At 70.7% G+C, this 24370-nt stretch carries 20 protein-coding genes; 8 read left to right on the top strand and 12 right to left on the bottom strand.

From position 1 onward, the window contains the following. Window positions 1-41 precede the first annotated feature (41 nt). From A3G1_RS0104960 to A3G1_RS0104915, 10 genes are all read right to left on the bottom strand, one after another. Window positions 42-410, bottom strand: coding sequence for a hypothetical protein (locus A3G1_RS0104960; RefSeq protein WP_018348363.1), 369 nt, complete (start codon window positions 408-410; stop codon window positions 42-44). A gap of 92 nt (window positions 411-502) precedes the next feature. Continuing rightward, entirely contained in the window at window positions 503-871 is a 369-nt protein-coding gene (locus A3G1_RS0104955) for a hypothetical protein (protein ID WP_018348362.1), read from the bottom strand. Window positions 872-879: 8 nt separating this feature from the next. After that, on the bottom strand, window positions 880-1647 hold the full coding sequence (locus tag A3G1_RS0104950) for a thioesterase II family protein (RefSeq protein WP_018348361.1): 768 nt from the start codon (window positions 1645-1647) through the stop codon (window positions 880-882). After that, window positions 1647-7748, bottom strand: coding sequence for a type I polyketide synthase (locus A3G1_RS0104945; RefSeq protein ID WP_018348360.1), 6102 nt, complete (start codon window positions 7746-7748; stop codon window positions 1647-1649). Before A3G1_RS0104945 ends, A3G1_RS0104950 begins: the two co-directional genes overlap by 1 nt. Window positions 7749-7916: 168 nt before the next feature. After that, window positions 7917-8219, bottom strand: a complete 303-nt coding sequence (locus A3G1_RS0104940) for an acyl carrier protein (protein WP_018348359.1) — start codon at window positions 8217-8219, stop codon at window positions 7917-7919. A 176-nt stretch (window positions 8220-8395) separates the two neighbouring features. Further along, window positions 8396-8650: a PLD nuclease N-terminal domain-containing protein gene (locus A3G1_RS0104935; protein WP_018348358.1), complete on the bottom strand. Its 255-nt coding sequence runs from the start codon at window positions 8648-8650 to the stop codon at window positions 8396-8398. Between the two features lie 67 nt (window positions 8651-8717). Beyond that, window positions 8718-9485, bottom strand: a complete 768-nt coding sequence (locus A3G1_RS0104930; protein WP_018348357.1) for a bestrophin-like domain — start codon at window positions 9483-9485, stop codon at window positions 8718-8720. Between the two features lie 138 nt (window positions 9486-9623). Continuing rightward, window positions 9624-10415 carry an alpha/beta fold hydrolase gene (locus A3G1_RS0104925; protein WP_018348356.1) on the bottom strand — a complete coding sequence of 264 codons (792 nt, stop codon included), beginning with the start codon at window positions 10413-10415 and terminating at the stop codon, window positions 9624-9626. Beyond that, a complete protein-coding gene (locus A3G1_RS0104920) occupies window positions 10412-11671 on the bottom strand; it encodes an LLM class flavin-dependent oxidoreductase (RefSeq protein ID WP_018348355.1) in 1260 nt (419 codons plus the stop codon). Before A3G1_RS0104920 ends, A3G1_RS0104925 begins: the two co-directional genes overlap by 4 nt. Further along, window positions 11668-12048: a cupin domain-containing protein gene (locus A3G1_RS0104915; protein ID WP_018348354.1), complete on the bottom strand. Its 381-nt coding sequence runs from the start codon at window positions 12046-12048 to the stop codon at window positions 11668-11670. Before A3G1_RS0104915 ends, A3G1_RS0104920 begins: the two co-directional genes overlap by 4 nt. Window positions 12049-12269: 221 nt before the next feature. Between A3G1_RS0104915 and A3G1_RS0104910 the strand changes: the two genes are divergently transcribed. From A3G1_RS0104910 to A3G1_RS0104890, 5 genes are all read left to right on the top strand, one after another. Beyond that, window positions 12270-12569: a hypothetical protein gene (locus A3G1_RS0104910; RefSeq protein ID WP_157640916.1), complete on the top strand. Its 300-nt coding sequence runs from the start codon at window positions 12270-12272 to the stop codon at window positions 12567-12569. 29 nt (window positions 12570-12598) lie between these two features. Beyond that, the gene (locus tag A3G1_RS0104905; protein WP_018348352.1) at window positions 12599-16225 is read left to right on the top strand and encodes a type I polyketide synthase; all 3627 of its coding nucleotides are present in this window, start codon (window positions 12599-12601) and stop codon (window positions 16223-16225) included. A gap of 5 nt (window positions 16226-16230) precedes the next feature. After that, on the top strand, window positions 16231-17760 hold the full coding sequence (locus A3G1_RS0104900) for a long-chain-fatty-acid--CoA ligase (RefSeq protein ID WP_026211821.1): 1530 nt from the start codon (window positions 16231-16233) through the stop codon (window positions 17758-17760). A gap of 1 nt (window position 17761) precedes the next feature. Continuing rightward, window positions 17762-18433, top strand: a complete 672-nt coding sequence (locus tag A3G1_RS0104895) for a thioesterase II family protein (RefSeq protein ID WP_018348350.1) — start codon at window positions 17762-17764, stop codon at window positions 18431-18433. A 137-nt stretch (window positions 18434-18570) separates the two neighbouring features. After that, window positions 18571-19026 carry a Cif family virulence factor gene (locus A3G1_RS0104890; protein WP_018348349.1) on the top strand — a complete coding sequence of 152 codons (456 nt, stop codon included), beginning with the start codon at window positions 18571-18573 and terminating at the stop codon, window positions 19024-19026. A 42-nt stretch (window positions 19027-19068) separates the two neighbouring features. Here A3G1_RS0104890 and A3G1_RS0104885 read toward each other — a convergent pair whose 3' ends face one another. After that, window positions 19069-20583, bottom strand: coding sequence for a carboxylesterase/lipase family protein (locus tag A3G1_RS0104885; RefSeq protein ID WP_018348348.1), 1515 nt, complete (start codon window positions 20581-20583; stop codon window positions 19069-19071). 165 nt (window positions 20584-20748) lie between these two features. Here A3G1_RS0104885 and A3G1_RS0104880 point away from each other — a divergent pair, with 165 nt between their 5' ends. Continuing rightward, complete coding sequence (locus A3G1_RS0104880; RefSeq protein ID WP_018348347.1) at window positions 20749-21396, top strand: GmrSD restriction endonuclease domain-containing protein; 648 nt, start codon at window positions 20749-20751, stop codon at window positions 21394-21396. A 1-nt stretch (window position 21397) separates the two neighbouring features. Here the strand turns inward: A3G1_RS0104880 and A3G1_RS0104875 are convergent, their stop codons facing one another. Beyond that, the gene (locus A3G1_RS0104875; protein WP_018348346.1) at window positions 21398-22291 is read right to left on the bottom strand and encodes a sulfite exporter TauE/SafE family protein; all 894 of its coding nucleotides are present in this window, start codon (window positions 22289-22291) and stop codon (window positions 21398-21400) included. 107 nt (window positions 22292-22398) lie between these two features. Here A3G1_RS0104875 and A3G1_RS0104870 point away from each other — a divergent pair, with 107 nt between their 5' ends. After that, entirely contained in the window at window positions 22399-23307 is a 909-nt protein-coding gene (locus A3G1_RS0104870) for a TrmB family transcriptional regulator (RefSeq protein ID WP_018348345.1), read from the top strand. Further along, window positions 23304-24329, top strand: coding sequence for an adenylosuccinate synthetase (locus A3G1_RS0104865; RefSeq protein WP_018348344.1), 1026 nt, complete (start codon window positions 23304-23306; stop codon window positions 24327-24329). Before A3G1_RS0104870 ends, A3G1_RS0104865 begins: the two co-directional genes overlap by 4 nt. The last annotated feature ends 41 nt before the right edge of the window (window positions 24330-24370 follow it).

Below are 24370 nucleotides of genomic sequence, written 5' to 3'. Positions count from 1 at the left end.
CGGGGGCCTGGCCAGGTGACGGCACCAGGCCCCGGCGGTGGCTACACGGAGGGGCGTTTCATCGCGAACTGGTAGTCCACAGTGATCTGTCCATTGTCGTCGACGAGCATGAAGTCCTCGCCGTACGTGTCCACCTCGCCCCGCTCGTCCACCATCACCCAGCCGAACTTGAAGCCGTTGTGGTGCCCGTAGGCGTTGCCCTGGGAGCGGAAGGAGAAACCCTTCTGCGCGTACTCGGCGTGCGCCCGCCCCACCGCGAAGTCGATGTAGTCGCGGCCCTGCACGGCGAAGACCCGGTTGACGTACGTGCCGTCCTCCGCCCAGATCTCGTCAATGATCTTGCGGCGCTCGGCCGGGTCGTCAGCGTTCCACGAGGCGATGTAGCGGTCGGCGAGCCGGTTGTAGTCCATTGCTCGTGTCCTCTCTTCCGGGTGGCCCTGCCCGGCAAATAGGATGATTCACGTGAAACATCCAGCCGCACGGAGCGGGGCCGTACGCGGGTTCAGATGGCCGGCGGCCGGAGCCCGAACTGGTAGCAGGTCTTGATCCGGCCGGCCTCGTCGAGGATCACGAACTCCTCGCCGTAGGTGTCCACCACGCCCTGGGCGTCGGCGAGTACCCAGGTGAACTTGAATCCGTTGTGGTGGCCGTACGCGTCGCCGCAGGTCCGGTAGGACAGGCCCTTCTCCGCGTACTCCGACTGGGCGGTGCCGGCGACCGCGTCGAGCATGTCCCGGCCGTCGGCGACGAACAGCCGGTTGCGGTACGAGCCGTCCTCGGCCCAGATCTCATCGATGATCTTCCGTCGCTCCGCCGGGTCGGCGGTGTTCCACGCCTCGATGTAGCGTGCCGCGATCTGGTTGTAGTTCACGAGTCCTCCTAGAAGTTCCAGGCCGGTGCGGTCTCTGCGGCCCGGAGCAGGTGCCGGGTCAGGTCGGCCGCGATCGGCAGTACCGCGTCGTAGAGGAAGAAGTGCCCGCCGGGGAACTCGGAGTTGCCGAGGAACTCCGGCGTCCGCCCGGCCCAGGAACCCGGCCCGGACCGGTCGTGCAGCGGGTCGTCCCGCCCGCTGTAGCTGACGATCGGGCAGGACACCCGCGCGCCGTCGTCGAGGTACTTCGCGCAGATCTCCAGGTCGGCCCGGACCGGCGGGACAGTCAGGTCGAGCACCTCGGGCGCGTACGCCGCCGGTGGCAGCGAGCCCAGGTTCACGATCCAGTCGACCAGCTCCGGCTGGGGGAGGTTCACCAGTTCCATGCTGGGCATGGTGAACCCCTCCGGTGACCAGCCGGCCGCGCCGAGCAGCACGGGACCCGCACCCGTCTCCTCCTCCAGCCGCACGGCCAGCCGGTAGGCCAGCAGCGCGCCCATCGAGTGGCCGAACAGCGCGTACGGCCGGTGGTCCAGCTCGGACATGAACGCCTCCGCGACCGCCTCGACCAGCGGTTCCATGTCCCGGTGCCGGGGCTCGGAGCCCCGGTTGAACCGGCCGGGCAGCTGCACAGCCTGCATCGACACGTCCGCAGGGAACAGCGGCCGCCACTCTTCGAAGATCGGTGCGCTGCCGCCCGCGTACGGGAACATGAAGAGCCTGATCGTCGCGTCCGGGTCGGGCTCGGTCGGCCAGAACCAGTCCCCGCCGCCCATCACACGTCCGCCGTTTCCTGCACCAGCTGCGTGTCGATGTACTCCGACAGCACCTCCGACGTCGGGTAGTCCAGGGCGACCGAAGCCGGCAGCGGTACCCGGAAGGCCGCCTCCAGCGCGTTCTTCAGCTCGACGGCGACCAGCGAGTCCAGCCCGAGCCGGATGAACTCCGTCGCGGAGTCCACCGACTCCGGGTCGTCGAAGTGCAGCACCGCGGCGACCCGGCCCCGGACGAACTCGTCGATCAGCGCCAGCCGGTCGCGGCGCGGGGCCGCCGTGAGCGCTTCGAGGTCGACGCCCTTGCCGGTGCCGGAGCCGCCCTCGGGCATCATCTTCTGGTACAGGCTGTTGGAGATCGGTTTCGCCGAGATGAACCGGTCCCAGTCGCACTCGCCGACCACTGCCTGTGACCAGTGCCCGGCCAGCAGGCCGCCGAGCGCCCGCATGCCGGCCGCCGGGCTGGTCAGCTTGATGCCTTCCTCTGCCCAGCGCTTGAGCAGCTGGCCGCTGAGCCTGGCCGACATGCCGACCTCGCCCCACGGTCCCCAGTTGATGCTCAGGCCGGGCTGGCCGCTGGCCGCCCGCCACACCAGCAGGTTGTCCAGGTACGCGTTGGCCGCCGAGTAGTTGGCCTGGCCGGGCGTGCCGACCACAGGGGCCGCCGAGGAGTACCCGAGGAAGAACTGGAGTTCAGGGAAGTCCTTGGAAGCCTCGTGGAGGAGCTTGGTGCCGTAGACCTTCGGGCGGAGTACCGCGTCGATGGTGTCCCAGGTCTGGGCCGTGACGGGTGCGTCCAGCAGGATGCCGGCCGAGTGGACGATGCCGCCGAGGGGCCGGCCCGCGGCCTTCACTGCTGCCATGATCCGGGCCACGTCGGCAGGCTCGCCGATGTCACCACTGTGGACGGTGATGGCCGCCTTGCCCTGCAGTGACTCGTACAGGTCCGCCACGTCGGCGGCCGGCTTGCCGCCCCGGCTGACCAGCTCCAGGTGCCTGGCTCCCATCGCGATCAGCTTCTCGGCCGTCACCAGGCCGAGCGCGCCGAGGCCGCCCGTGATCAGGAACGTGTGCTCCGGGTCGAGCCGCACCGGCCTGGGTGCCGGCTCGGGGCTGAAGTCGAGGACGAGCTTGCCGATGTTGGCGCCCCGGCTCAGTACGCCGAATGCTTCTTCGACCTCGTCCAGCCCGTACACCGTGGTCTTGATGGGTGTGAGCTCGCCACGACCGACCTGGGCGACCACTGTGGACAGGATCTCGGCGGTGACCCGCAGCGCGTCCTCCCACGGCAGCTCGCTGAGGTCGAAGTTGTGGTAGGCGACGTCGGGCCGGACCTCGCGGACCTGCTCGGTCGTCCACGCGCCCACCTTGCCCATCTCCACGAACCGGCCGCCCTCGGCGAGGGACCGGATGCCTGCCGGGATGTAGTCCCGGTTCAGGCTGTTGAGGACGATGTCGACACCGCCACCACCCGTGTCGGCGAGCAGCTGGTCGGCGAAGTCCAGGGTCCGCGAGTTGTAGAGGTGGGTGATGCCCTGCTCGCGGAGCAGGTCCCACTTGTGCGGGCTGGCTGTCGCGTAGACCTCGGCGCCGGCGGCCTGGGCGATCTGCACGGCGGCCTGCCCCACGCCACCGGCGGCGGCGTGGATCAGCACCTTGTCGCCTGCCTTGATCCCGGCGAGCGTGTGCAGGGCGTAGTGGGCGGTCACGTACACCGCAGCCAGCCCGGCCGCCTCCGTGAAGCTCACGTTCGCAGGCTTCGGCACGGCGACCGGCGAGGGCACGTTGATCCGGCGGCGCATCGTCCCGAGGTAGTTCAGGATGACCTCGTCGCCGACCCGGTGCGTGGCGCGCGGGCCAGCCGCGACCACGGTGCCCGCCGCCTCGAAGCCCAGCGGCTGCTCGCCGTACTCCTTGAGCATGCCCAGCGCGTTGAGCACGTCCTTGAAGTTGAGGCCGGCCGCGTGCACGGCCACCGTCACCTCGTCACCCTGCGGCTCCGGGTCCTCGGCCGGGGCCAGCCGCAGGTTCGCGAACTGGCCGTACTCCTTGATCGTCAGCGCCTCGTTCTCCGTCGACGGCGCGGCCCCCGGCGCGATCGGCGACAGCCGGCGCACGTGCCGGTGCCCGTCCCGGTACGCGACCTGGAACTCGCCGCCGCCCTTCACCTGCCATTCCTCGGCCAGCAGCGTGGTGTCGCCGTCGGCGGGCAGGTCGACCATCGTGGCCCGGTACGCCGGGAACTCGTTGAGCAGCGTGTGCCCGAAGCCCCACAGGCTCGCGGCGGCGGCAGGCTCCTGGGAGATGTCACCCGGCAGTACCTGCGCGCCCTGCGTGACCAGCCACAGCCGCTGGTCGCGCCCGAAGCCCTCCCGGCCCAGGACCGCCAGGAACTCCAGCAGGTCCTTGTAGTTGCGCTCGCACTCCTCCCGCAGATCCCCGCCCGGTGTCCAGAACCAGCAGACGTCGGTCACCCGGCCCGCGCGCAGCTCGCGTTCGATGTCCGCTGTGGACGGTGTGTGGATGGCCCACTCGATCGGGCGGGTCGACAGGACGCGGCGTTCCTCCGTCGCGCCGGTCAGCGAGCGCTTGATCCAGCGCAGCTCGTGGACCAGGCTCGACCGCTTCGCCGACGCCACCTGCTTCATGCCCAGCCCGCGCAGCTCGAACACCGCCGTGTCGCCCTCGAAGGCCAGCAGGTCGATCGCGATGTCCGCCCACTCCGGCACGGACGGGCTGCGCCGCACGAGCACCCGCAGGCTGTCGGCCTTGGGCCGCTTGAACGCCCGGAACCAGTCGTAGCCGACCGGCAGGTAGCTGTTGCCGTCGTTGCCGATCGCGGCGAAGGCGTGCGCGGCGGCGTCGACCAGGTACGGCGACACGTGTTCGAGGATGCCGACGTCCGCGCCGCGCAGGTCGCCGACGGCGAGGTTGTCGCCGTGCCGGTCGACCGTGCGCATCCGCCGGAACATCGGGCCGTACGCCAGGCCGGCGTCGGCGTAGACGTCGTACGCCGCCTCCGCGTCGAACACCTCGTCCGGCTCGCCCAGCCCCGACCCGAGGACCTTCAGCTCCCGGCCGGCCCTGGTCAGCGAGTCGCCGGGCCGGTCACCGAGCCGGGCGGTGAAGTGCCTGCGCTCGATGCCCTCGACCCGGCTGACGATCTCGACGTCGGAGCCGGAGAGCCGGGTGCGGAGTTCCACCGTCTCGTCGCCGAGGAACAGCGGTTCGAGGATGCGGGCGTCGCGGACCGGGCGGCGTGTGTCGCCGTACACCGCGTCCTGGAGGGCGAGGATCGTCTCCAGGTACCCGGTGCCGGGGAACACGACCTTGCCCATGATGACGTGGTCGGCCAGGTAGCCCGGGTTGTCCGCGCTGATCCGCGCGCTGTACTCCCCGTCGCCGATCTTCGAGCCCAGCAGCGGGTGGTGCACGCTGCCGCTCTTCGCCGAGCCGGCCAGGCCGTGCCTGCGGCCCTTGAGTGGCAGCCAGTAGCGCTTGCGGTCGAACGCGTACGCCGGCAGGGTGATCTTCCGCTGCTCACGGCCCTGGTGGAAGCCGGGCCAGGAGACGGGCAGGCCGGCGGAGTAGTACTGCGCGAGGGCGTCGCGGACGGTCAGCCCCGCCGGGTCGCGCGGGTCCAGGCTGCTCAGCCAGCGGTGGTCCTCGGGCGCGACGCACTGGCGGGCCAGTGCCGTCAGCGCCCGCGACGGGCCGACCTCGATGAACACGTGCCCGCCGCGCTTGTCGACGGTGCGCATGCCCGCCTCGAAGTTGACGGCCTCGCCGATGTGCCGGATCCAGTAGTCCGGAGTGGACAGTTCCGCGAACCTGGCGACCTTGCCCGTCAGGTTCGACACCAGGGTCATCGACGGCTCGGTGAAAACGATGTCGCGGATCTCCTTGCGGAAGTCCTCGAACACCTCGGTCATCAGCGGCGAGTGGAAGGCGTGCGACACCGCTAGCTGCGTGACCTTCAAACCCTTGTCCTGCAAGGCTTTCATCACAGCGGACAGCGAGTCGCGGCCACCGGACACGACACACTGCCGCGGGGAGTTGATGGCGGCGACAGCCAGATCCGTGTACCCGGCCAGCAGCGGCTCCACCTCAGCCACCGGAGCGCTGATGGCCGCCATGCCACCCGGCGCGGTCACCGACTGCATCAGGCGGGCCCGGGCCGCGACCAGCCGCACCGCGTCCTGGAGGCTGAACAGCCCGGCGATCGCCGCCGCCACCACCTCACCGATGCTGTGCCCGATCAGCACGTTCGGCCGCGCGCCCCACGACAGCCACAGCTTCGCCAGCGCGTACTCCAGCGCGAACAGCGCCGGCTGCGTGAACCGCGTCTCGTGGATCTCCTCACCCAGCTCCAGCAGCGACTTCCCGAGGTGCGGGCGGAACAGCTCGTCACACGCGTCGTAGTGCTCGCGGAACACCGGGAACTGCTCGTACAGCGCCCGGCCCATGCCCGGATACTGCGAGCCCTGGCCCGTGAACAGGAACGCGACCTTGCGGATCTTGCCCGGGGCCGCCTTGTCGGCCTGACCGGCGAGCTTGCCGAGCAGCGCGGCCAGCTCCTCGCGGCCGTCGGCCACGCCGGCGAGCCTCAGCGGGAAGTGCGAACGCCCGACGTTGGTGGTGTAGCAGAGGTCTGCGGCACTCACGGCCGGATCGTCCAGGAGCATTTTCTGGTACCGCTCCACGAGCAGCTTCAGCGACCGCTTGCTCTTCGCCGACACCGTGAACACCTGCGGCCCGGCCGCCTCCGGCTGGACCTCCGCCGTGGCCGGAGCCTCCTCGATGACCGCAGAGGCGATACCGCCAGCGAAGCCGAAGCTGTTGACCACGGCCCGGCGGACCGGAGCCTCCCACGGCCGGCACTCCGTCGGCACCGTCACCGGGATCGAGTCCCACGGGATGCGGCCGGACGGGTTGACCAGGTTCAGGTGCGGGTAGAACGTCTCCGCGCGCATCTGGAGCACGGTCTTGATCACGCTGCCGATCCCGGCCACCGGTTCCATGTGCCCGACGTTCGTCTTCAGCGAGGCCACGGTCACCGGGCCGTCCAAGGTGTGCGAGTCGCGGAACACCGCGCTGATCGCGCCCATCTCGATCGGGTCACCCAGCGCCGTACCGGTGCCGTGCGCCTCCACGTACTGGATGTCGGCCGGGTCGAGCTTCGCGTTCGCGATGGCCGAGCGCATCACCCGCTCCTGCGCCGTACCGTTCGGCACGGTCAGGCCGGCGCTCTCCCCGTCCTGGCCGATCGCGGTACCCCGCACGAGAGCCAGGATCCGGTCCCCGTCGCGCTGCGCGTCGGACAGGCGCTTGAGGACGAGCACGCCGCAGCCCTCGGCCCGCACGTACCCGTCGGCCGACTCGTCGAACGTCTTGCACCGGCCGTCCGGCGCGAGCATGTTCGCGTGCGAGAACACCACCAGGATCTTCGGGTGGTGGATCGCGGACACGGCACCGGCCAGCGCGATGTCGCACTGCCCGCTCCGCAGCCCCTCGGCGGCCAGGTGCAGGGCCGTCAGCGAGGAGGCGCAGGCAGTGTCGGTGCTCAGGCTCGGCCCGCGCCAGCCGAGGAAGTAGGACAACCGGCCGGACATCGGGAACGTGGTGATCCCGGCGGCCAGGTGCCCGTCGAGCTCGTCGTAGGGGATCGAGTCGAGTTCGAGCGCGTAGTCGATCGAGCTGGCCCCGATGTACACGCCGCCGTTGCCGTGCCGGAGCGCCGCCGGGTTGATGTTGGCGTTCTCCAGCGCCTCCCACGCCGTCTCCAGCAGGAGCCGCTGCTGCGGGTCGGTGTACTGCGCCTCCAGCGGGGACACACTGAAGAACGGCGCGTCGAACTGGTCGATCTGGTCGAGGAACCCGCACCCGATCGTCTTGATGACACCCTTGGCCTCGGGATCGTCCGAGCTGAACGCCCCGGCATCCCACCGGTCCTCGGGCACCGGCCCGATCCCGGTCCGGCCCTCCCTGAGGAACTCGTCGAATCCGGCCAGGGTCTCGTTCCCGCCGGGGAAACGCAGGCCAGCGCCGACGATCGCGACCGGCTCAGGCTGTCCGTCCACCGCGGACTCCGGCACTGCAGGCATGGCAGACTCCTTCCGCGCCGGGTTCGTCCCGGCGAGGTGCGGGGGCTCGCTGGGCGGCCGGCCTGCCGTGCTGGCGGTGACTCGGCCAGCGCTCATCGCGCCAGGTGCGCCCAGCGAGGAAACAAGGGGGGGAGGAAGGACTAGCAGGGCTTAGCGGCGGCAGCGGCGCTAGCGCGGGAACAGGTCTGTCAGCACCTCGTCGGTGAGGTGCTCGACGAGCCGCTCCACAGTGGGGCTGTTGAAGAGCACGTTCGCGCTGATCGTGCAGCCGAGCAGCGTTTCGAGCTTCTGCTTGATGTCGGCGATCAGCAGCGAGGTGAAGCCGATGTCGAAGAAGCTCTCGTCGAGCGGGAGCTCCTCGTCCGGCGTCATGAGCAGTGTGGCCTTGAACTCGCCGACCACCAGCTCTTCGAGCGCCTCGTACCGTTCGGAGCGCGGGATGCCGTGCAGGCGGGTCAGGGTGGGCGTCATGGTGATCCTTCCGACGGGCTCACCAGTGAGTGAAGCAGCCGGGCCTGACGTCCTCCTGACGTGTGACTGATCGTCGCTGACCTCGCGAAATCCCGTCCCGCGACGGTGTCAGGCACTGTTCGCGGCGCGTAAAAAATCCGGGGCCGGTATGCCGGCCCCGGGTCGTTTCGAGTGGGTTACCTGGCGAGCTTGTCCTGGTTGTTCTTGCCCCAGAAGAACCAGGCGAGGCTGCCGACGAAGGGGAACGCGAACGCGACGACGGCCCACAGCACCTTGCCCGCCGTGCTGAGCCGGTCGGCGCGCAGGATGCTGATCAGGGCCGCGATGAACAGCACCAGGCTGCCCAGTGAGCACAGCAGGCCACACGTGCCGGTGAGGAACGCCCAGAAACCATTCTTGTCGTCGTCGACAAGCCCCGCGTAGAGGTCCATAGTTCACGCTAACCCATGCGTACCCGGTCGAATGCGACTTTCTCCGAGTCAGGTCACAGCGGAGCGCTCAACCGAGCCTGCGGATGTGGTCGAGCGCGTCGCTGATGGACGCTGGGGACACGGCGATGCCCCGGCTGAAGGGATGGTCCAGTTCGTACACGACGAGGAGGTTGAGGACGATGACGACGATGATCGAGCCCATCATGACCACGTGGGAGCTCAGCCGCTCGGTGCGGAACAGGAACCCGCAGGACACCGTCGCCGCGCAGCTCGTGATCAGCACGAGCCAGATGATGGGGGAGACGGTCGCGTTGACCAGGGCGAGCCGGGCCTGGCGGGCCGCGACCAGGTCGGCTGTGGCCTGCTGGGCGCTGGCGAGGAACGTGGCCTGGCGGGCGTCGGCCGGCTGGATGTTCTCGACGGCGAGCCGGATGCGCGTCACGGCCGCCCAGCCCTCCGTCGCGTCGACCTTCCCGTCCACCATCCGTGGCCACTCGACGCCGACCACGAGTTCCCCGTAGCGCAGGACGGCCTCCTTGAGCGGCGTACCGGAGGCCGGCGGCAGGGCGTGGGCGGCCCAGTACAGCTCGAGGAGCTGGCTGGCCTCGGTGGACGTCTGCTGCTCCGCGCTGCTGAGCGCCTCGTACTCGAGGATTATGACGAAGGCGAGGATGATCGCGGCGAACGTGCCGGCCACGCCCATGAACGCGGCGGACGCCTCGTTGTGCGAGTCGGTGTCCCGCCGGCGGCGCCGATGGCGGAGGAGCGCGAGCATGGCGGTACAGGCCAGGAAACACGCGACCAGGACAGCGATGATCCAGGCGAAGTGCTGCATAGCAACCATATTGCCGCCGCGTGCCGCTGGCCGGCCGGGACACGCCAGGAATGGCGTGCGCGTTCCACTGTGGGAGCGGTCCACGATGGATGGTGATCGCCCCCGGCCGCCGAGCAGCGGCCGGGGGCGCACGGTGCGTCAGGCGAGGAACTCGTCCACCGCGGCGGCCGTCTCCTTGTACTTCTCCACCTGCGGCAGGTGCCCGCACTCGTCGACCAGGGCGACCTTGCTGCCCGACAGCAGCGTGGAGAACTCCCCGGCGTACCCGGCCGGGGCGATCCGGTCGTCCTTGCCCCACACGACCAGCGCCGGGGCGGTGATCCGGTGCAGGCGGCCGCGCAGGCCACGGTCGGGGATCGGCCAGATGAACTTGCCGGCGCACCCGTTGTTCCACACCCGCTGGGCGATGGCCGCGACCATCTGGGCCGGCTCCTCGGGGAGCTTGAGCGCCGCCTGGGCGATCGGCCCGGCCGGGTCGTGGAAGAACAGCCCGGGCAGCTTCTCCGGCGCCTCGGTCATCCAGCTCGTGACCGGCAGGTCCTCCCGCCACAGCCCGAGCGGCGCGAGCAGGACGAGCTTGGTGGCCAGGCTCGGGTACGCCGCGGCCAGCTCACAGGCGAGCATGCCGCCGAAGGACTGGCCGGCGAGGACAGCCGAGGAGATGTCCAGCTTGCGGGCGACCTCCTCGTACACGAGCACGAGGTCGGACAGCTCGTCGACGGCGTGGATCGCGTACGGGTCACCGGCCGAGGTGCCCGGCAGCTCCGGCGCGTACACCGTGTACTTCTCGGCGAGGTGGGAAACGAACGGGTCGATGGCCAGGCCTGCCGACTGGTGGAAGTACAGCAGCGGCGGGCCGGAGCCGGCGGTCTTGACCCGGACGGACAGCCTGCCGCCCCATACCTCCAGGGTCTGTTCGGTGACGTTCACGGTGTGACCCTCTCCGCTGCCGGGGTGTGGGCCTGGGGCTGGCCGCCGAGGCGTTCCGGCCACCAGTGGTGGGCGAATCCGGAGCCGTCCCACAGCCCGCGCAGGGCCGGTGCGACCTCGGAGGCGAACATCTCGATGTTCGCGAAGGCGTCCTGCCGGGACAGGTTGCCGAAGCTGAGCATGGCGTGCAGGTTGCCGATGCCGTGTTCCTTGCAGAACTCGGTGAGCCGGTCCCTGACGGTCGCCGGGCTGCCGACGATCACGGCGCCGGCGTCGGACAGCTCCTTGAACGTGGCGTTCTTCATCTGCGCCGTCATGCCGAAGTCCGCCGGGTCGGACAGCAGGGCCTGCAGGCCGCGGATGTCGAGCCCGCCGGGGATCAGCAGTTTCTCCGAGGGGATGCTGCCGAGGCCCTTGCGGAAGGCGTACTCCGCCGGTCCGGCGTAGATCCGCTCGGCCTCCGCGTCCGTCGCCGCCACGCCGATCGTCTGGAGGAAACCGACCCGGAACGGGTTGCGCGGCACGCCCAGCGAGTCGGCGATCTCCCAGTACCTGGGGAAGATCCGGCGGGCCGTCAGGTTCGCGCCGCCGAAGCTGAAGTAGTTGAAGCCGAAGCCCCGTTCGAGGGTCAGCTGCATGGTGCGCGGGTTGCCGATGCCCGTGATGAAGACCGGCACGTTGTCCTGGAGGGGACGCGGCCACAGGTTCACCATCGGGTACTGGCTGTGCCGGCCGTTGAACGCGAACGGCTCCTGGTCGCGCCACGCCCGCAGCACGAGCTCGAGGTTCTCGTCGAAGCGGGTGCGGATCTGGATCGGCGGTACGCCGTTGTTGATCGCGGCGTCGTAGCCGAGGCCGACCGGGATGCCAGCCACCAGCCGCCCGCCGCTGATCACGTCGAGCATCGCGTACTCCTCGGCGACCCGGATCGGCTCCCGGGTCTTGCCGAGCGAGCGGCCCATCGGGTAGATCGCGACGTCGAGACCCTCCAGCTCGGTGGCGTACGCGAGCGCGCTGGCCACCAGGTCCGGGTTGGGCATCATGTCGTAGCTGCTCTGCCCGTGCTCGGTGAGCGTGATGCCGTCGAGGCCGGCCCGGGCCGCGTGCAGCAGCTCGTCCATGAAGTCCTTGATCGAGGCGTACACCCCGTCGCGGTTGGCCAGCGAGTACGGCGTGTCGCACACCGAGTTGTGGTGCTGCTCGAAGTCGTCCGGCATGAACCGGTACGGCGCCTGCGCGAAGGCGGTGATCCTCATAGCTGCACCACCGCCACGACGGATTCGCCGCCGACGCTACGGGTGCCGTGGCCCTTGCCCGAGGTGTCCTCGACCAGCACGGTCTCGCCGGGCAGGAAGCGGCGGACCCCGCCGTCGCTGGTGGTGACGGCGAGTTCCCCGCTGACCAGGGTCATGATCTGGCGGCGCGGGGCCGGGTGCAGCGGGCTGTCGTAGCCCGCGGGCAGCAGCAGGAACAGGGACGCCTTGGCCTCCTGCGGCGTCGACACGTACATCGACGGGGCCGGCGGGGCGAAGTTCGCGTCGTGTGCCTCGACGAGCTCGTCGATGAAGTGCGACTCGCCGGCCTCGTCGGTATAGAGCCGGGCGATGGCGATTTTGCGGGATCCCTCGGACATAGTGGCCTCCAGTGAAAGAAACTCCCGCCGCAGCCTCCCAAAGCGTGCTGACGGCACACTGACGCGCGCGGTACCCGAACAGGGCCAATGTGGACGGTCAGTGACTCGTCAGCCGGGCGTCAAGCCGCTCTGTTTGACTTTGCGTACGAAAGCACGCCAGGGAGCTCAAACCACCCGCCCAGGTTGAACCCACCGCCGACTCGGCTGAATGGATGTGCGCGATGACGGGTCCTACTCCGGCCGTGCGGCGACTGCTGGCCCTGCCGGTCTCCGAGCGGCACAGCGCGCTGGAGGCCCTGCTGGTCACCGAGGTCGACCCGGCGGCCCCCGACATCGGCCCCCGGCTGGTGGAGTTGTTCGGCAGGCCGGCGGAGCCGTCCGGGATGGACACCACAGCCGACCTGATGGCGTACCTGGCAGCGGGCCCGCTGCGTGACCTGTTCGCCGAGCCGGTCGTGCCGGCGCCCGTGCGCAGGCCGGCGCTGTGGGACGTCGTGATGCGCAGCGTCGTGCAGTTGTAGACCGAGCAGGTCAGGAAGGGGGCGCGGGCATGGCCGAGGCGGCGGCAGCGAGGCAGGACAGGCGCGATCAGCCGGAGCCGGTGGCGATCGTGGGGATCGGCCTGAGGTTTCCGGGCGGCAACCGCACGCTGGACGGATTCGGTGACTTCCTCGCCGCCGGGCGGTCGGGCATCGGCCCGCTGCCGGTGGAGCGGTGGGCTCCCGGTACCGGGATCTTCGGCACGACGGCCGGCGGGTTCCTCGACCGGATCGACGAGTTCGACGCCGGGTTCTTCAACATCTCGCCGAAGCAGGCGCAGTACATGGACCCGCAGCAGCGGCTCCTGCTGGAGACGGCCTGGGAGGCCCTGGACAACGCCGGGCTGGACAACGCGAAGCTCAAGCACGGGAACGGGGGAGTCTACATTGGAGCCACACCCTTCGACTACACGCTCGAACTGGAGTACCTGTCGTACGCCGAGCTCGACGGCAACCTGTCGACGGGCATAGGCAGCTACCCGCTGTCCGGCCGCCTGTCCTACTTCCTGGGCTGGCGCGGGCCGAGCCTGACGGTCGACACCGCCTGCTCCTCGTCGATCACCGCCCTGCACCAGGCCGTCCAGGGCCTGCGCAACGGCGAGTGCGAGGTCGCGCTGTGCGGGGCAGTGAACGCCCTGCACCATCCGCGGATCTTCACGATCCTCTCCCACGGCCAGGTCCTCTCGCCGGACGGGCGGTGCAAGGCCTTCGACGACGCGGCCGACGGGTACGGCAGGGCCGAGGGCTGTGGCGTGCTCGTCCTCAAGAGGCTGTCCGACGCGCAGCGGGACGGCGACCGGGTGCTCGCGCTCGTCACGGGCACGGCGATCGGGCAGGACGGGGAGAGCGCGGGCCTGACCGCGCCGAACGGTACCGCGCAGGAAGGCGTCATGCGGGCGGCCCTCGCCGACGCCGGGCTGGGCCACGGCGACCTCCAGTACGTGGAGGCGCACGGCACCGGTACCCCGCTCGGCGACCCGATCGAGATGGGCTCGATCGTCTCGGTGTTCGGCGGCGTGACGGTCGGGTCGCTCAAGTCGAACATCGGGCACATGGAACCGGCTGCCGGCCTCGGCGGGATCGTGAAGGTCGTTCTCCAGTTCGCCAACGAGGTCTTCTATCCGCACCTCTACGACAAGCCGTCGAGCCGGATCCCGTGGGACAGCATCCCGGTGCGCATCCCGGTGGAGTGCGAGCCGTGGAAGGCGGACACCCCGCGCCGGGCCGCGGTGAACGCCTTCGGGCTGGCCGGCGCGATCGGCATCGCGATCCTCGAAGAGCCGCCGCGCGTCGCGCCCGCCATCGCCCCGGCCGCCGGAGGCCCACACGTACTCACGCTCTCCGCGAAATCCCGGGAAGCGCTCAAGGCCCAGGCGAGCAGCCTGGCCACCTACCTGGAGGCCCGCCCGGAGCTGGGTCTCGCGGACATCTGCCACACCCGCAACGCCGGCCGCACCCACTTCAAGCACCGCATCGCCGGAGTCGTGAAGGATCGCGCAGACCTCGGACGGCTGCTGTCCCGTGAGGTGGCGGACACCAAGCGCGTCGGCAAGGTCGCGTTCCTGTTCACCGGCTCCGGGTCACAGTACGCGGGCATGGGACGGCCGCTCTTCGAGCAGTTCCCGGTGTTCCGGGAGGCGGCACAGGAGTGTGACCGGCTGTTCGCGCCGCTCATCGGCCGCTCGATCCTCGACGTGATGTGGACGGGTGACGGGCTCGGCGAGACCGTGCACACCCATGCCGCACTGTTCACAGTGGAGTACGCGCTCGCGCAGCTGTGGCTCTCCTGGGGCATCCGGCCGAACGCCCTGATCGGCCACAGCGTCGGCGAGATCGTGGCCGCGACGGTCACCGGGCTGTTCGGCCTGGCCGACGGCATCGCCTTCCTGGTCCGGCGCGCGTGGCTGATCGAGAGCGTGCCGACGCCGGGCGGGATGGCCGCGGTGGCCGCCCCGGTGAGCGAAGTCGCTCCGCTGCTCGACGGCTATCCCGACCTGGCCATCGCAGCCATCAACTCGCCCCACCAGTGCGTGATCTCTGGCGGGGCCGCATCGCTCGCCGAGGTCACGAAGAAGCTGAAGGGCGTCACGCGGCTGCACGTCGCGTCGCCGTTCCACTCGCCACTGCTGAAGGACGCGGCCGACCGGCTGCGCGAGACGCTGGCGGCGGTCGAGTTCGGCGAGCCGCAGTTCACGCTCATCACGCACCTCGAAGGCGACCCGGCCACGCCGGACTACTGGGCCAGGCACCTGGTGGAGGCGGTGAACTTCGAGGCGGGCATGCGCACCGTCGCCGACCGCGGCAAGCACGTCATGATCGAGATCGGGCCGGCCTCCGCGCTGCTGTCGCTCGGCCGCCAGACCGTCACCGATGACGGCCACCGCTGGATTCCGAGCCTGAGCGCGCGCGACACCGACGGCACGGCCATCCGCCGGGCCCTGGCCGAGGTCTACACGGCCGGGCACTCCGTCGACTGGCACGCGGTGCACAAAAGCCTGCCAGGGCACCGGATCGAGCTTCCCGCCTATGCCTTCGACTCCCGCAGGCACTGGCTGCCGCCGGGATCGGGCCAGGCCACCGGGCCAGTCCTGCTGGGTGCCGAGACCTCCAACCACGATTTTGTACGGGAGCACAGCGCGCGACTGACTCGCGGCAATCCCGCGTACCTGGCCGACCATACCGCCCAGGGCCGCGTCTTCATCCCAGCCACCGCGTACGTCGAGTCACTGCTCGAACTGTCGGACGCCGTGCACGGCGAGATCCGCACGATCGAGCAGATCCGGTTCCACGAGGCGCTTTTCGTGGACGAGCAGGTGACTCTGGAAACGCGGGTCGAGGATTCCGCTGTGGAGATCCGCAGCGGGGGCCGGCTGCTCGTGACCGCCCGCCTCGGCGACAAGCCGGAGCACTCGGGCTGGCGGCTTCCGGACGGGGCTCCCGGCCGTGTGCTGTCGGCGGACGAGGTCTACGCGGCGTACGAGGCTGTCGGGCTCGACTACGGCCCGCAGTTCCGCCGGGTGTCCTCAGTGGAGCGGTACGGGCCGGACGTGACGGTCGCCGAGCTGCACGGCCGGGACATCGCCGCGTCGGAGCACATGCCGCCGCCGGTACTGGACGCGGTCACGCACGGGCTCGCGGCACTCGTGGAGCCGGGCGCGACGTACGTGACGGCTGGCATCCACTCGGTCCGGGTGTTCCGGAAGCCACGCGGGGAACGCCTGCGCGCCATGCTGCGGGTCGCCCCGCCCGGCCCGATCGGCGTCGGCTTCACGGCCGACGGGCTGCTGCTCGACGGCGACGACACGATCGCGGAGCTGCACGGGATCAGCTTCCTCCGGGTACGCGCCGCCGCTGCCCTGGCACAAGACAAGCCGCACGTCATAACGGAACCGGGGGAGCGGACCACCCTGGGTGTGGTGCTCGGGGTCCTGGCCGGGCTGCTCCGGATCGACGACCCGGCGCGGATCGACCCGCAGGCGACCTTCCTGGAGCTCGGCGTCGACTCGCTCGTCGCCGCCGACGCCCGCACGGCCCTGGAGACCGCGCTCGGCCAGCCCCTCGAACCCTCCGTCGTCTTCGACCACCCCAGCCCCGAAGCGCTCGCGGCCCACCTGTCGGCCGTCCACAGCAGGAGGTAGCCAGCATGGCGGAAACACTGCAAGACCGTTCTGTGCTGCACGCCAGCACCCGGCCGGACGTGCCAGCGATCGTCTTCGAGGGCAGGGCCACCACCTACGCCCAGCTGCACCTGGCCAGCAACCAGACAGCGCACGCCCTGCTCGCCGAGGGGCTGGGCCGGGGTTCCCGGGTGTGCTTCCTCGGCCGGGAGACCGACTACTACTACGACCTGGCGATCGGCTGCGCGAAGAGCGGCACGGTGCTCGTCCCGATCAACTGGCGGCTGACAGCCGCCGAGGTCGACCACATCCTGCGCGACTCGCAGGCCGAGGTGCTGTTCGTGGAGCCGGAGTTCCGCAAGGTCGCCGACCGGGCGCTCGGTGACCTGCCGACCGTCCGCAAGGTGGTCGACCTCGACGGCGGGGCCGGTTTCGCGGCATGGAAGGCCGGAGCGTCCACTGAGGACCTTCATCCCGGTACGACGACTGACGATCCCGTGGTGCAGATGTACACGAGCGGGACGACGGGGATGCCGAAGGGCGTCGTTCTCGCGCACCGCACGTTCTTCACGTTCATCGCGAACATGCAGCGGCACCACCTCGACTGGATCGACTGGCGGCCCGAGGACCGGAGCCTGAGCCTCTTCCCCGGCCTGCACGCCGGCGGGATGGCGTGGTTCATGCACCAGTTCAACGTCGGCGGCACGAGCATCGTGATGCGGTCCTTCATCGCCGAGGAGGCCGTCAAGCTGATCCACGACGAGGCGGTCACGACGATCTGGGCCGCGCCGGCCATGCTGCACATGCTGCTCGCCGAGCCGGCCGCCAGCCGCGAGCAGTTCGCCTCGCTCCGCAAGATCGTCTACGGCGGGTCGCCGATCACCCGCGAGCTGATGCTCCGCTGCGCGGAGGGTTTCCCGTGCGAGCTGGTCCAGGCCTACGCCTCGGCGGAGACGGGCAGCTTCGTCACCTGCCTGACGGCGGCCGAGCACGTACCGGGTAACCCGAAGCTGGCTTCGGCCGGCCGGGTGATGCCCGGCAACGAGGTGAAGATCGTCGACGAGGACGGCAAGGAACTCCCGCGCGGCGAGATCGGCCGCGTCTGCATCCAGAGCCCGGCCCACTTCATCGAGTACTGGCGGCGGCCCGAAGCCTCCGCCGACATGATCCGCGGCGACTGGCTGTACATGGGCGACTCGGGCTACCTCGACGAGGACGGGTACCTGTTCCTCCGGGACCGGATCAACGACACCATCATCGTGGCCGGCCAGAACATCTACCCGGTCGAGGTCGAGGACCACCTGCGCGCGCACCCGGCAGTGGAGGACGTGGCCGTGTTCGGCGTACCCGACGAGCGGTGGGGCGAGACCGTCCGGGCCGCCGTCGTACTCCGGCCGGGCGGTGAGGCCACGCCTCGCGAGCTGATGAAGTTCCTCCGGGGCAAACTCGCCGACTTCAAGATCCCGACCGGCTACCAGTTCGTGCCGGACCTGCCGAGGAACCCGACGGGCAAGGTGCTCCGCCGGGTGCTGCGCGACGAGTACCAGCCGGCCTGACATGGGCTGGCTGCACCCGTCCGACCCGGACCCCGACGCGCGCGTCCTGCTGTACCTGTTCCACCACAGCGGGGCTGGCGCGACCATGTACGGCGGCTGGCCGGAACTCCTGCCGAGCGACATCGCCTGCCGCCGGGTACAGCTGCCCGGCCGGCAGGAACGGCACGCCGAGCAGCCCTACACCGAGCTCGACCCGCTCGTGACAGAACTCGGCCGCGTCCTGGCGGCCGAGCACGACGGGCGGCCGAGAGTCCTGTTCGGGCACTCGATGGGCGCTCTGCTCGCCTACCGGCTCGCGCTGAGCGCCCGCCCGGTGCCCGCCCTGCTGGCGGTGGCCGGCTGGGCTCCCGCCGGGCTGTCGCCCGGCGACGCCCAGCCTGGTACGGCGGCGCTGCCACCGATTCCCCAGGGCGGGCTGATCGCGCCGGCCATGACCGCCGACACCACGGTGGTCCTCGGCTACCGGGACGACCACGCGAAGCTGGCCTGCCCGGTCGTCGCGTACGCCGGGCGGGACGACCAGCTGTTCACGCCGGCCGCGCACCGGGACTGGGGGAGCCGCGCGGCCTCGTTCCCCGGGGTCACCACGTTCCCCGGCGACCACTTCTTCCTGGCTGGCCAGGCCCCGGCGGTGGTCGCGGACCTGGTCCGGCGGATCCGGGAGGTGACGTGAAACGGGGTGCCCGGTCCTCGTGGTGCCTCGCGCGGAACAGGTGCGCCTGACGGCCGGGTGCTGTGCCGGGCCGGGGGAGATCGTCACTCGTACAACTCGATGTTCTTGAATGTTCCCGCTCTTGATCTGGAGGCGTCATGCAGTCCAACCCGAACACCTTCGCCGAGCGTTACGTCAAGCTCTGGAACGCCACCGACGTGGAGACCCGCAGGCGTGGCGTCGCCGAGCTCTACGCGCCCGACGCGCTCTACGTCTTCTACCGCCGCGACCCGTTCGTCGGCCACGACGCGATCGCCGAGCAGGTCACGTACACGGCGGACATCTACCAGCCGCTGGGCTACGTGTTCAAGCCGGTCTACACGGCGATCGGGCACCACAACCTGATCCGGTTCAGCTGGGTGATGGTGCACGAGCAGAGCCTCGACCCGCAGATGGCCGGGCAGAACGTCGTGGCGCTCGGCGAGGACGGGCGGATCGTGACGGACTACCAGTTCCACGACCGGATCCCGACGGCGTTCGTCTACAACGACGGGTTCGACGAGACGGGCAAGGTGACCCGGCCGGCCAAGCCGACGCTGGTGCAGGCCTCCTGACCACGCTTCAGGGCCGGGCGGTGACCGCCCGGCCCTTCCCTTCTACCCGTTCAGCGGCAGCGGCCCGAAGACGTGGTCCTGCCAGATCACGCGCGAAACCTCTTCCGGGTACGCGATGACCACCGGCTCGACGTCGAGGATCTGCGTGAGACGTGCGCCGGTGTCGTAGGTCGGCCAGCCAGGATCGCCGTTCGCAGCGAACGCCGTCCACGCTCCCCGCACGAACGCGGACAACGCCTCGGCCTCCGCGGATTCACCCTCCCCGATCAGCATCGCCGCCTGGCCACCGCCCAGGTTGCCGAAGACGAGCGGCACGTCGAGTCCGTGACAGGCACCGAGCGCACCACCCATCCCCGGGGCTGGCCAGGTCAGCTCGTACAGGTACGCGCGCCCGCCGCCCCTGGCCTGCGCCTCGGCGAGGTGCAGCGAAGGCATCCGGAACAGCCAGTCGGAGTGCACCAGCTCGTACAGCTCGTCCGGCCCAGCCTCCGGAAACCCCTCCCGGTACGGGCGTGCGCCGCCCGGGGCGAACAGCTCCAGCGCCGTGCCCGCCTGCTCGGCCGTCACCTGCCCGAGCAGCCCCTCGATCGCGGTGAACAACCGCTGTTCCTCGCGGGTGTGGCCGACGACGAGATCGATGCCCCGGGCAGCGCCGGCCGCGAGAGCCTGCCAGGGCGTGACGGGCAGGACGTCGCCGTCGACGACGGGTGCGAACGGGATCGACCTGTGCGCCGGCTGCCCCCAGCGCCCGGCCCACTGACCGATCTTCGCGGTGACCGCGTCCCCGGCAGCGGCGAGCCGGGCCGGGTCCACTGCCGACAACCCGGCCACTGTGGGCTCTGCGCCCAGCTCGGCAGCGCAGGCGGCGGTGACGTCGGCGGCGAGTTCCGGCGTGAAGTACGTACCCGGCACGCTCTGCGCGACAGCCCGCTGGAAGAGCCCGGCCGCGCGGGGCATCGCCAGCAGCGCCGCGATCGAACCAGCGCCCGCCGACTCGCCGAAGACCGTGACCCGCCCGGGGTCGCCGCCGAAGGCCCGGATGTTGTCCCGCACCCACTCCAGCGCGGCGACCTGGTCGAGCAGGCCCCGGTTCGCGGGCGCGCCCTGAATCTGCGCGAACCCCTCGACGCCCACCCGGTAGTTGAAGGTGACCACGACGACCCCGCCATCCCGCGCGAGCCGCCCGCCGTCGTACTCCGGAAGCCCGGACATGCCGATCACGTACGCGCCGCCGTGGATCCACACCATGACCGGCAGCCCGGCGTCAGGATCCTGAGCCGGAGACCACACGTTGATCGTCAGCCAGTCAGCGCCCTCCGGCAGCGCGTCCATGCCGAACACGCTGGCCTGCGGAGGCGGCGGGCCGAACGTGCCGGCGTCGCGCACTCCGCTCCAGCTCCCGGCCGGTTCCGGCGCCGCGAACCGCAGCGCTCCGACCGGCGGCTCGGCGAAAGGAACGCCCCGGAAGACCGCCAGGCCCGCCTCCCGCCTGCCGCGCACCACCCCGGCCGCCACGCGGGCTTCGGGCTCGGCTCCGGACAGTCCGGCAACGGTCATCGCTGACTCCTTCTCGCGGCGGGCCGGGCGCGGATCGCTGCTCCGGCCGGGAACACAGCCGATTGTTCCGGCCGCGTCACCACACCCGCCAGCACATTTGCCGATTACGCTCACACCCAAGCCACCCCAAAACTCCGAAATGCCCATAGTGGAACGGAGAACCGTGTGACTGTCCTGAGAAGAGCGCTCGCCGCGGCGCTGGCCGCGTCCGCCCTGCTGTTGTGGGCCGCGGCCCCCGCGCTGGCAGGCCAGGCCGAGGCGATGCCCGCCCCGCCGTCCGCCGAGAAGGTCCGCGCCGAGCTGAACACGCTCCGCGTCGAGGACCCGCACCCGATGACCGGGTACTCGCGGGCGCTGTTCCCGCACTGGGTCAAGCAGGACGGCACCTGCGACACCCGCGAGGTCGTGCTGGCCAGGGACGGGCTCGGCGTCACCCAGGACAGCGAGTGCCGGGCGGTGGAAGGCAGCTGGTACAGCGAGTACGACGGCAGGGTGCTCGGCTCCGCCGGCGTCGTCGACATCGACCACATGGTGCCGCTCGCCAACGCGTGGCGCTCCGGTGCCGACACGTGGACGACGGCCGAGCGCCGCGTGTTCGCCAACGACCTCGTCCACTCGCAGCTGATCGCGGTGTCCGCGTCGTCCAACCGGGCGAAGGGCGACCAGTCGCCGGACCAGTGGAAGCCACCACTGTGGACGTACTGGTGCGGATACGCCCGCGCGTGGGGCCACATCAAGTACGTCTACGACCTCGCGGTCACCGAGACCGAGAAGGAAGCCGTGCTCCAGATGCTCGGCACCTGCACCGAGTAACTCAGTCGACCGAGGCGAGAGCCGGGCTGGCCTGCGCGGGTGCCCCACCCGCGGCCCGCCTGGCTCGCACGGTGGCCACCGCCACCAGCCCCGCCGCCACCACGATCGCCACGACCAGCGGCTCATTGGGCACGTTGAGCATCTTGAGCCCGCTCGCGAGCAGCACCACGGCCAGCAGCGCCCGCAGGGTCGTCCCGTTGGCCCGCGACGAGTACCGCGCCCCGGCCCACACGCCGGGAATCGAGCCGGCCAGCAGCGACAGGGTCAGTTCGAGGTGGAAGTCGCCGAACAGCAGGTGCCCGGTCGCTGCGGCGGCCACGAGCGGCACGGCCTGCACCAGGTCCGTCCCGACCAGCTTGCTCGCGGCCAGCGCCGGGTACACGAGCAGCAGCGCCACCACCACGAGCGAGCCGGACCCGACCGAGGTCATGCCGACGACCAGCCCGCCCACGACGCCGATCAGCACCGTCCGCACCGGGCGGACCACGATCTCGCCGCCGTCGGCAGCGGTACGCCGGGACTGGAGCCACTGCTTCACGCCGATCAGGGCCGCGGCGAGCACCAGCGTGATCCCGAGAGCCATCTTGACGACGAGCTGGGTGTCGGCCCCGCCGAGCGCCCGGGTCACGGCGACCCCGGCGAAGGCGGCAGGCACGCTACCCGCGCACAGCCACCCGACGAGCGGCCAGGAGACCGTCTTCCGCCGGATGTGCACGGCCCCGCCGACCGGCTTCATCAGCGCGCTGACCACCAGGTCGTTGGACACCGCCGTCAGCGGCGGCACGCCGAAGAAGAGGACGAGCACCGGCGTCATCAGAGCGCCGCCGCCCATGCCGGTGAGGCCGACGACGAGGCCGACCACCAGGCCGGCCGCAGCCACCGTCCAGTCAATCACCGGCCAATTCTCTACTCAACCAGTAGGGAAAATCAAGAGTTACCCGCCGGCCTGGCCGGCCTAGTAGTAGTTGCTTGGACTACTACGCCCATGTAGCGTGTGCCCATGTGATCGACCGCCTCACTGAGCTGGGCTTCTCCTCACAGGAGGCCCGCGTCTACGTCGCGCTGCTGGAGCAGCCCCTCGCCACCGGGTACGAGGTGGCCAAGCACGCCGGCATGCCCCGGGCGAACGTGTACCAGGTCCTGGGCACGCTGGCTGACCGTGGCGTCGTCACCAGCGCCACCCAGGAGGGCCCCGCCCGGTACGTGGCCTGCCCGCCCGCCGACGTCCTCGGCCGGATCAAGCAGCAGACCGCCGAGCGGGCCGACAGCCTGATAGCCGACCTGAGCGCGATCGCGGCCCCCGAGGAACAGGCCGCGTACACACTCCGCGACCGCGACGCCGTGACCAGCCAGGTCCTCACCCTGGTAGCGGAGGCCCGGCGGCGCGTCGCCCTGTGCCTGACGGCCAGCGACCTGACCTGGCTGGCCGGCCCGCTGCGCGCGGCGTCGGAGGCCGGCTGCCAGGTCGTGGTGAACGTGTCCGGCGACGAGTCCTCAGACCTTGCGTTCGCGGAGGTCTACCGGCACGAGCCCGCAGCCCGCAGCGTCGGCGGCCACGTGCTCACCCTGGCCACGGACCACACCACCGCCCTGGTCGCGTCGTTCGACGAGCCGGTCGGCGCTGTCTACACCCGTCATCCGGCGCTCGTGTGGGTCGTGGAGAAGCTCATCCGCGACGAGACCTACATGGCGGCCATCTACGAGCGGCTCGGCCCGCAGCTCGAAGCGGAGTTCGGCCCGCACCTCGTCCAGCTCCGGGCCCGCCTGCTCCCGCCGGAACAGGCCCGGCAGCTCATCTCGATCGTCGGGTTCGGCGCGGGCGGCGAGGGGATCGCCGCCCTCCTGGACCCGGCGGCGACAACCCCTGGTACCGGCCCGGTGCCGGCCACCCCCGAGAAAGGCCACCAGTGAGCGCCATCATCGTCGTCGATGCCCTGTGGGGCGACTCCGGCAAGGGCAAGACAACGGCCCACCTCGCCAGGAAGCACAACGCGGACCTCACGGTGCGCGCCGGGGTCGGCACCAACGCCGGAGCCAGCGTCACCCTGGAGGACGGCACGCTCGTCAAGGCCCGCCAGCTGCCCACCGGCTGGCTCAACCCGGGTACCAGGGTCGCCGTCGGCTCCGGCGTCCTGGTCGACCCGCAGGTCCTGGCGGGGGAGATCGAGCGGTTCGGCCTGGCCGGCCGGGCGTTCGTCGACGGGCGCTGCGCCGTGATCACCCCCGAGCACATCCGGGCCGAGCAGGCCGACGCTCACCTCGCCGGGCTGATCGGCTCGACCTGTACCGGCAACGGCCACGCCCGCGCCGACTTCATCCTCCGCCGCGCGCAGCAGGCCCGGGACCTCCCCGAGCTCGCCCCGTACGTCATGGACGTCGCCCGTGAGGTCAACACCGTGGCGGCCGCCGAGGGGAAGACCGCGATCGTCGAGGGCTCGCAGGGCACGATGCTGTCCCTGGCCTTCAGCCCCGACTACCCCTACACCACGTCGGACAACTGCACGGCCGCCGCCGCGATGGACGACGTGGGCCTCAACTGGCGGCTGGCCACCGACGTCGTCATGGTCGTCAAGGCCATGCCCACGCGGGTCGGCCAGGGCCCGCTGCCCCACGAGATGACCGAGGCGGAGGCCGTGGCGCGCGGCATCGCTGAGTACGGGGTCGTCACCGGGCGGGCGCGGCGCAAGGCGGAGAGCATCGACTTCGCGCTCCTGGAGTACGCGGCGATGCTCAACGGGCCGACCCAGATCGCCCTCACGTTCTGCGACCACTACGAGCCGGGGATGCGCGGCGCCCGCGACTCCGGCGCCATCACGCCCCGCGTGCGGGACCTCATCCGCCAGGTCGAGGAGGCAGCCGGCGCGCCAGTGACCTTCCTGGACACCGGCCATCGCCTCGGCGACGTCATCGACCTGGCGCCGGTGCCGGCCTGAGCGGCCCGCCCCGCTGTGCGGCTGACGGGAAGCGCCCAGGC

Origin of the sequence: Longispora albida DSM 44784 (assembly GCF_000379825.1) — a bacterium.
GTDB lineage: Bacteria > Actinomycetota > Actinomycetes > Mycobacteriales > Micromonosporaceae > Longispora > Longispora albida.
This window is presented reverse-complemented; position numbering and strand designations above follow the sequence as displayed.

What these genes read in the sequence shown, in the direction of transcription:
- A3G1_RS0104945 (WP_018348360.1), bottom strand. Translation starts at nt 7,748, where the DNA reads ATGCCTGCAGTGCCGGAGTCCGCGGTGGACGGACAGCCTGAGCCGGTC.
- A3G1_RS0104900 (WP_026211821.1), top strand. Translation starts at nt 16,231, where the DNA reads ATGGCGGAAACACTGCAAGACCGTTCTGTGCTGCACGCCAGCACCCGG.
- A3G1_RS0104895 (WP_018348350.1), top strand. Translation starts at nt 17,762, where the DNA reads ATGGGCTGGCTGCACCCGTCCGACCCGGACCCCGACGCGCGCGTCCTG.
- A3G1_RS0104935 (WP_018348358.1), bottom strand. Translation starts at nt 8,650, where the DNA reads ATGGACCTCTACGCGGGGCTTGTCGACGACGACAAGAATGGTTTCTGG.
- A3G1_RS0104960 (WP_018348363.1), bottom strand. Translation starts at nt 410, where the DNA reads ATGGACTACAACCGGCTCGCCGACCGCTACATCGCCTCGTGGAACGCT.
- A3G1_RS0104905 (WP_018348352.1), top strand. Translation starts at nt 12,599, where the DNA reads ATGGCCGAGGCGGCGGCAGCGAGGCAGGACAGGCGCGATCAGCCGGAG.
- A3G1_RS0104885 (WP_018348348.1), bottom strand. Translation starts at nt 20,583, where the DNA reads ATGACCGTTGCCGGACTGTCCGGAGCCGAGCCCGAAGCCCGCGTGGCG.
- A3G1_RS0104940 (WP_018348359.1), bottom strand. Translation starts at nt 8,219, where the DNA reads ATGACGCCCACCCTGACCCGCCTGCACGGCATCCCGCGCTCCGAACGG.
- A3G1_RS0104920 (WP_018348355.1), bottom strand. Translation starts at nt 11,671, where the DNA reads ATGAGGATCACCGCCTTCGCGCAGGCGCCGTACCGGTTCATGCCGGAC.
- A3G1_RS0104950 (WP_018348361.1), bottom strand. Translation starts at nt 1,647, where the DNA reads ATGGGCGGCGGGGACTGGTTCTGGCCGACCGAGCCCGACCCGGACGCG.
- A3G1_RS0104890 (WP_018348349.1), top strand. Translation starts at nt 18,571, where the DNA reads ATGCAGTCCAACCCGAACACCTTCGCCGAGCGTTACGTCAAGCTCTGG.
- A3G1_RS0104930 (WP_018348357.1), bottom strand. Translation starts at nt 9,485, where the DNA reads ATGCAGCACTTCGCCTGGATCATCGCTGTCCTGGTCGCGTGTTTCCTG.
- A3G1_RS0104910 (WP_157640916.1), top strand. Translation starts at nt 12,270, where the DNA reads ATGACGGGTCCTACTCCGGCCGTGCGGCGACTGCTGGCCCTGCCGGTC.
- A3G1_RS0104915 (WP_018348354.1), bottom strand. Translation starts at nt 12,048, where the DNA reads ATGTCCGAGGGATCCCGCAAAATCGCCATCGCCCGGCTCTATACCGAC.